This is a genomic window from Arthrobacter sp. SPT-J7, assembly GCF_059089965.1.
Window position 1 is genome coordinate 188,793 of record NZ_JBNHFF010000007.1, and the last position, 7,585, is coordinate 196,377.

A 7,585-nucleotide genomic window follows, 5' to 3' on the forward strand; every position below is an offset into this window, starting at 1 on the left:
CTACTTTCCGGCGAGTCGGGATACGGCGTCGATCACCTGGCGCAAGCCCGCTGCTCGGTCAGCCAAGTGAAGGCGCAGCACGGGCCGGCCGGCCTCGCGCAGGACGTTGGCGTCGCCGGCTGCCTGGGCTTCAATTAGTTCGCCGAAGCTGAACGCGCGGCCCGGGATGGGGATGTCCGCGGCGGCTTCGCCGGTCAGCTGCAGGTAGACGCCGGTGGCCGGTCCGCCCTTGTGGAACTGGCCGGTGGAGTGCAGGAAGCGCGGTCCCCAGCCGAACGTGACGGGACGGCCGGTTGCTGCGGCCAACAGGGGGCGGATCCGTTCCAGCTCCGCCTGGCCGAAGCGGTCCAGATAGGCCTGGACGCTGAGGTAGCCGTCCGGTCCAAGTTTGCCCAGCAGGTCCCGGAGCGCGTCGTCAAGCGAGCTGCCCATGCCGAGTCCGCTGCCGCGTACCTGGACCGCACCGTCGGTGAAGTCAGGAAGCATTGCCTCCGGACGCTCTTCCAGCAGTCCGCGCGCGGCGGCCTTGGCCGCTTCCACATCCGGCTGGTCGAAGGGGTTGATGCCCAGCAGGCGGCCTGCCACGGCCGTGGCGTACTCCCAGAGCAGCAGTTGGCTGCCCAGGCTGCCGCCCACCGCTATTTCGTCAGCCCCGAGGGTCACCTCGTGATCGGGAGAGACCAGCCGGACTACCAGCACATCGGCGGCTTTGGAGACTGTCTCGGGGTCACCGGAGTTGACCACCACCGGCAGCACGCCGGTGCCGAGCTTGCCGGTGGACTCGGCTATCAGCTGTTCGGCCCAGTCGCCGAAGCCGACGATCCCGGAACCTTCATCGACAATGGCGATTTTGTTGCGGAGCGGCTCCGTACCGGCCATCGCCGCACCCAGTGCCAGGGCCATGTTGTCGGCGGAGTCCTCGGAGAGCACTTCGGCTGCCTCTTCGGCGTCGTCAAGCAGCTTTTCGATGTCCACGCCGGCCAGCCCGGAAGGGACCAGACCGAAAGCGGTCAGCGCGGAGTACCGCCCGCCGACGTCGGGATCGGCGTTGAACACCGCGCGGTAGCCGGCTTCGCGCGACGCCTGATCCAGCGGCGACCCGGGGTCGGTGACCACAATGATCCGGGAAGCGGCGTCCAGGCCCGCGTCGGCAAACGCCTGCTCGAAGACCCTGCGCTGCGAATCGGTTTCCAGGGTGGAACCGGATTTGGACGCCACGATGATGGCGGTATCCGCAAGCCGTTCCGCCAGGGCGGCACCCACCTGCTGCGGATCCGTGCTGTCGAGCACGGTCAGCTCCACCCCGGCGGTATTGGCGATGACTTCGGGGGCCAGCGAGGAGCCGCCCATACCGGCCAGCACGAAACGGGTCACGCCTTCGGCGGCAAGTTCCCTGCGGAGCTCCAGAATGTCCGCCACCAACGGGCGGGACAATGCGGCGGCATCCACCCAGCCGAGGCGGACTGCGGCCTCCGCTTCGGCCTCCGGGCCCCACAGGGTATTATCCTGCGCGGCAATCCGGGACGCGACCCGGTCCTTGACCAAGGTGTCGATGTGCCGGCGGACAGCGGCCAGCGCAGCTCCCGATGCTTCGAAGGCCAGCGAACTCATGCCTTCGAAGCTCCCGGTGCCGAGTCCAGCGCGTTCTGGACGGTCTCGCGCAGCTGCTGCCAGCTAGTGACGAACTTCTCCAGCCCCTCCTCCTCGAGCAGTTCGACCACTTCGTTGTAGGAGATGCCAACCTTGGCGATCTGGTCCAGCACCTTGTTCGCGTCGTCGTAGCTGCCGGTGATCCGGTCGCCCTCGATCTTGCCGTGGTCGGCGACGGCTTCCAGCGTCTTCTCCGGCATGGTGTTGACCACGTTGTCAGCCACCAGTTCGGTGACGTACAGCGTGTCGGGGTAGTCCGGGTTCTTCACGCCGGTGGAAGCCCACAAGGGCCGCTGCGGGCGGGCACCGGACGCGGCCAGGACCTGCCAGCGTTCGGTGGCGAACTGCTCTTCGTAGATCTGGTAGGCCAGCTGGGCGTTGGCCACGCCCGCCTTGCCCTTTAGCGCGATTGCTTCATCGGTGCCGATCGCGTCCAGGCGCTTGTCGATCTCGCTGTCCACCCGGGAAACAAAGAAGGACGCCACCGAGTGGAGGCTGGCCAGGTCCTTGCCGTTCTCCTTGGCCTGCTCCAGGCCCAGCATGAAGGCGTTGATCACTTCGCGGTAGCGCTGCAGCGAGAAGATCAGCGTGACGTTGACGCTGATGCCGGCCGCTAGGGTCTCGGTGATGGCCTCGAGGCCTTCGGTGGTGGCGGGAATCTTGATGAACGCGTTCGTCCGGCCCACGGCCTTCTGCAGGTGCTTGGCCTCGGCGACGGTGCCTTGGGTGTCGCGGGCCAGCCGCGGGTCCACCTCGATCGACACCCGGCCGTCCACGCCGTCGGTGTCCGTGGCGAGTGCGGAGAACAGGTCACAGGCTTCGGCCACATCGGACGTGGTGATGGCGAAAACCGCTGTGTCCACGTCGGCGCCGTCGGCGGCCAGCTGGTTCACCTGTGCCTCGTAGCTGCGGCCGTCCTGCAGGGCCGCGGCGAAGATGGACGGGTTGGTGGTGACGCCCACAACGTTCTTTTCGTCGATCAGCGCCTTCAGGGTCCCGGAACTAATCCGTTCGCGGGAGAGATCATCGAGCCAGATGGAGACACCGGCATCGGAGAGAGCCTGGGTATTCGGGTTGGACATCGCGTCCTCCTTAGGAGTTGTTGATCTGTGCGAGCGAGTCACGGGCGGCCTCGACAACAGCCTCGGCCGTGATGCCGAATTCGCGGAACAGGGTTTTGTAGTCGGCGGAGGCACCGTAGTGCTCCAGGGACACGCTGCGGCCGGCGTCGCCGACCAGGCCCTCCCAGCACTGCGCGATGCCGGCTTCCACCGAGACCCGCGCCTTGACGCCGGCCGGAAGCACGGATTCGCGGTAGGCGGCGTCTTGGCGGGCGAACCACTCGAGGCACGGCACGGAAACCACGCGGGTGGCGATGCCGTCGGCCTGCAGCGTTTCGCGGGCCTGGACGGCCAGCTGCACTTCGGAGCCGGTGGCCAGCAGGATCACCTGCGGGGTGGCGTCGGTGCCGCCGGACTGGGCTTCGGCCAAGACGTACGCGCCCTTGGCCACGTTATCGGCGGAGGCGAAGCCGGCATCTCCGCGGTCGTAGACCGGCAGGTTCTGCCGGGTGAGCACAATGCCGGCCGGGTTGCTGTGGTTCTCCAGCATCGCCTTCCACGCCTGGGCCACTTCGTTGGCATCGGCAGGGCGGACGACGTCGAGGCCCGGGATGGCGCGCAGGCTCGCCAGCTGCTCCACCGGCTGGTGGGTGGGGCCGTCTTCGCCGAGGCCGATGGAATCGTGCGTCCACACGTAGATGGAGGGCACGCCCATCAGTGCGCCCAGCCGGATGGCCGGCCGCTGATAGTCGCTGAAGATCAGGAAGGTTCCGGAGAACGCCCTGGTGTTGGAACTGAGCACAATGCCGTTGACGATGGACGCTGCCGCATGCTCGCGGATGCCGAAGTGCAGCACCCGGCCGTAGGGGCCGCCGGACCACATATCGGTCTGCCGCGACTCCGGAATAAAGGACGGAGCGCCTTCGATCGTGGTGTTGTTCGATTCGGCCAAGTCGGCCGAGCCACCCCACAGTTCCGGGAGTACCGGACCGATGGCGTTGAGCACCTTGCCGGAGGCAGCGCGAGTGGAGACGTCCTTGCCAGCGGGGAACTCGGGCAGCGCCTGCTCCCAGCCTCGCGGCAGCTCCGAAGCCTGCACGCGGTCCAGCAGGGCAGCGTTCTCCGGGTTGGCTTCCCGCCACGCCTGGTAGCCGGCGTCCCAGTCCGCGCGGACCTGCTTGCCGCGGGCGGCAACCTGCCGGGCGTGGTCCAGCACCTCCTGCTCCACGGCGAAGTGCTGCTCCGGATCGAAGCCGAGCAGTTCCTTGACGGCGGCGACTTCCTCGGCGCCCAGCGCCGAGCCGTGGATCTTGCCGGTGTTCTGCTTCTTGGGGGCCGGCCAGCCGATGATGGTGCGCAACGAGATGATCGAGGGCCGGGACGTTTCGGCCTTCGCGGCCTTCAACGCCTCGAACAGGGCCGGAATGTCTTCGGCGTACTCACCGGTTTCGGTCCAGTCCACGCGCTGGGTGTGCCAGCCGTACGCTTCGTAGCGCTTGAGCACGTCCTCGGTGAAGGCGATGTCGGTGTCGTCTTCGATGGAAATCTTGTTGTCGTCGTAGAGCACCACCAGATTGCCCAGTTCCTGGTGCCCAGCCAGCGACGAGGCCTCCGAGGTGACGCCTTCCTGGAGGTCGCCGTCGGACGCGATCACCCACACCGTGTGGTCGAAGGGGCTCTCCCCGGCGGCAGCATCGGCGTCGTACATGCCGCGGGTGCGGCGCTGCGCATAGGCGAAGCCGACGGCGGAGGCGAGGCCCTGGCCCAGCGGACCGGTGGTGATTTCAACACCCGGCGTGTGCTTGTACTCCGGGTGGCCCGGTGTCAGCGAACCCCAGGTCCGCAGGGCCTTCAGATCGTCCAGTTCCAGGCCGTAGCCGGAGAGGAACAGCTGGATGTACAGCGTCAGCGAGGTGTGGCCGGGAGAGAGGACAAAGCGGTCGCGGCCCACCCAGTGCGGGTCCGTCGGGTCGTGCCGCATGAACTGCTGGAAGATCAAGTAGGCGGCCGGCGCCAAGCTCATGGCGGTGCCGGGGTGGCCGTTGCCGACCTTCTCCACGGCATCGGCGGCGAGCACGCGCACCGTGTCCACCGCCCGCTGGTCCAGCGACGTCCACGACAATTCCTGATCTTGCATATGCGGCACCAAGGGGCCCTTTCTGATCGACATCAGCAGCATCGACGGTCCGGAAAAGGCGCCCGCAGCCGCGGACCCGGTGGACTACGCCGTTCATACTGCCTTGAGCATTGTTGCGCCACATCCCCGCGGATTGGCGCTCGGTCCCCACTCTATCCGTTGGGCCTGCAATGCGCAGGAAGCTATACGGTGCGAACAGTCACACAGGCCCCCATTGTTTTGCCCCAGCCGGCGCGGCCACCGCGTGTGTCGGTTTCTACGACAGATAGAAGGAGTATGATGTAGGTGCACCTTGACCCGCCCTCAGCGGCCGGGCGTTTTCGTGTGTCAGATGGACTCCAGCAGAACTGAGTGGTTTTTCCTTGAATATGCAGACCGTGCCGGACCAGGCGTTGGCCGTTCCGGCCAAGCCCGGCTTTTCGCGCAAGGCCAAAGCGTACATAGCGCTCACGAAGCCCCGTGTCATGGAACTTCTGCTGGTCACCACCCTGCCCACGATGATCTTCGCCCACGGCGGCTTCCCTGACCTCTGGTTGATGGCCGCCACGATGATCGGTGGCGCGTTGGCCGCGGGGTCCGCCGGGTCCTTCAACTGCTACATCGACCGGGACATGGACAAGCTCATGCACCGGACGGAGAACCGGCCTCTGGTGACCGGTGAGCTCACCCCCCGTGAGGCTCTGGTCTTCTCCTGGGTGCTGGGCGTTGTGGCCGTCGCGCTGCTCTGGTTCGGTGCCAATCCGCTGGCCGGCATGCTCGGCGTCGGCGCGATCTTCTTCTACGTCGTCATCTACACCCTGATCCTCAAGCGCCGTACCTCGCAGAACATTGTCTGGGGCGGCGCCGCCGGATGCTTCCCGGTGCTGATTGCCTGGGCCGCAGTGACCAACACGCTGGCCTGGCCCGCCGTGATCCTGTTCATGGTCATCTTCCTGTGGACACCGCCGCACTACTGGCCGCTGTCGATGAAGTACAGCGACGATTACAACGCCGCCAACGTCCCGATGCTTGGCGCCATCGCCAGCGCCCGCCAGGTATCCGTGCAGGTGGTTCTGTACGCCTGGGCCACGCTGGCCTGCTCGCTGCTGCTGGCTCCGGTCGGCGGCGCTGGCTGGGTCTACACCATCGTGGCACTGGTGAGCGGTGGCTACTTTGTGTACGAATCGCACCGCCTGTACGCGCTGGCCAAGCGGGGTACCGAAACCCCGGCCGCCACGAACAAGAGCGCCATGCGCGTGTTCCATGGCTCCATCAGCTATCTGACGGTTCTGTTCCTGGCTCTGGCGGTTGACCCCTTCATCGGCGGCCCCGTCTTCGGCTAACCACCGCCCGGTTCGAGGACGCCTTTGGCTTCCTTCTGCCAGCGACGCCTGTGCCCCGCTGCACGGCGCCGTCGTCCATCACCGGCACTTGCTGTGTCCTGGCGGCTCCCGCGCTGACCTAAGATAGCGGGATGAATCCCTTCCGCGGTCTCATTGCCTATCCGGTGACTCCTTTTCACGACGACGGTAGCGTCAATTTCGCGGAGTTGAGCCGCCACGTTTCCGCAGTGGCCGAGTCGCCCGTCGACGCCATCACCGTGCTTGGCAGCTCCGGCAACTTCGCCTATTTGGACCGTGCGGAACGGCGGGATGTCGTCACAGCGGCTGTGGAAGCGGCGAAAACAGTGCGCCCCGGGCTGCCGGTGTGTGCGGGCGTGAGCGCCGTGGGCACCCGTGAACTCCTGCAAAACATCGACGACGCCGCGGCGGCGGGGGTCGATGGGCTGCTGGTTTCCACCGTCTCCTACTATCCGTTGACCGACGAGGAAGTCGCAGCCCAATGCGTTGCGGCCGCGCGGCAGTCGGCGCTCCCGGTGTGCCTGTATAGCAATCCGCGCACCACCCAGTTCAGCTTTAGCCTGGATTTGGTGGCGGAACTTGCAGTTGAACCGAACATCGTTGCCGTGAAGGAGTCTGCTCCTGACGCCGGTGTCTTCCGTACACGTTATGAAGAACTCCGGCGGCGGCTGCCCGCAGAGGTGAAGGACTTCAGCCACGGCATGAGCGGCGATGCCTTGATCGCTGAAGCCGGATTCGCCGCCGACGCCTGGCACGGCGGACCGATCGCGGTCCTGCCGGCGCACTACCGCCTGCTGCGCGATGCCCTGGAGGCAGGTGACATGGAAGCAACAGACGCGGCGCGCGCCGTGCTGGCACCGTTGATGGCCTACTTTGGGACGCTCAGGCCCCTCAGCAACCTGTACGGCCTGGCCAGGGCGGCTGGCATCGACGCCGGCGACCCCCGCCTGCCACTGCAACCGCTGCCCGGAAGCAGTCGTCGCGAACTGGCCCGACTGCTCGAAGGCATTGAGGCATTCCGACCGGCTGAACCGGCGTCGGCGGGGGAGTAGCGCACCGGGGCACGGGCGGGGGAGGATCGCGCCACTGCTGTCGGGCGGCACACCTGTCGCCCCACCCACTCTTCATCACCGCTATTTCCCCAGCGCAAGCTGCCCACTGACTCCCGTTGCCGATCACCTAGTCTGGCTGTTTGGCCACCGTCCGCCAACTCGGACTTCAGTAGTTGGCACGATCTTAAATTGTCCTACCCGGCTGGTTGGGTTGGGTCATGGAGGAGAACGCTGAGCGGGAACCGGTCTCCGGGAAGGGCCGGCGGTTGCCGTCGCAGGAGGAGCGTGAGGCGGCGATCGCGTTGATTCTGGCGCGGATGAAGCCGGCCCGGACGGAGCCGGTGC

The 7,585-nt window shown here is 66.6% G+C and carries 5 protein-coding genes; 2 read left to right on the plus strand and 3 right to left on the minus strand.

Annotated elements, in window-relative coordinates; all coding sequences use genetic code 11:
• Genes AC5RWX_RS13450 through tkt form a run of 3 tightly spaced genes read right to left on the minus strand, consistent with a single transcriptional unit; the run spans window position 1 to window position 4,848 of the window.
• Window positions 1-1,611: a phosphoglucose isomerase-related protein gene (locus AC5RWX_RS13450; RefSeq protein ID WP_493938946.1), complete on the minus strand. Its 1,611-nt coding sequence runs from the start codon at window positions 1,609-1,611 to the stop codon at window positions 1-3.
• Complete coding sequence (gene tal / locus AC5RWX_RS13455; RefSeq protein ID WP_493938947.1) at window positions 1,608-2,732, minus strand: transaldolase; 1,125 nt, start codon at window positions 2,730-2,732, stop codon at window positions 1,608-1,610. The genes AC5RWX_RS13450 and tal overlap by 4 nt, the downstream gene beginning before the upstream one ends.
• A gap of 10 nt (window positions 2,733-2,742) precedes the next feature.
• Complete coding sequence (tkt, locus tag AC5RWX_RS13460) at window positions 2,743-4,848, minus strand: transketolase (protein WP_493939107.1); 2,106 nt, start codon at window positions 4,846-4,848, stop codon at window positions 2,743-2,745.
• Window positions 4,849-5,216: 368 nt separating this feature from the next.
• On the opposite strand from tkt, the gene AC5RWX_RS13465 reads away from it, so the two are divergent.
• Window positions 5,217-6,170 (plus strand): heme o synthase, encoded by a 954-nt coding sequence (locus tag AC5RWX_RS13465; RefSeq protein ID WP_493939108.1) that lies wholly within the window; start codon window positions 5,217-5,219, stop codon window positions 6,168-6,170.
• A gap of 131 nt (window positions 6,171-6,301) precedes the next feature.
• The gene (locus AC5RWX_RS13470; protein WP_493938948.1) at window positions 6,302-7,240 is read left to right on the plus strand and encodes a dihydrodipicolinate synthase family protein; all 939 of its coding nucleotides are present in this window, start codon (window positions 6,302-6,304) and stop codon (window positions 7,238-7,240) included.
• Window positions 7,241-7,585: the final 345 nt, after the last annotated feature.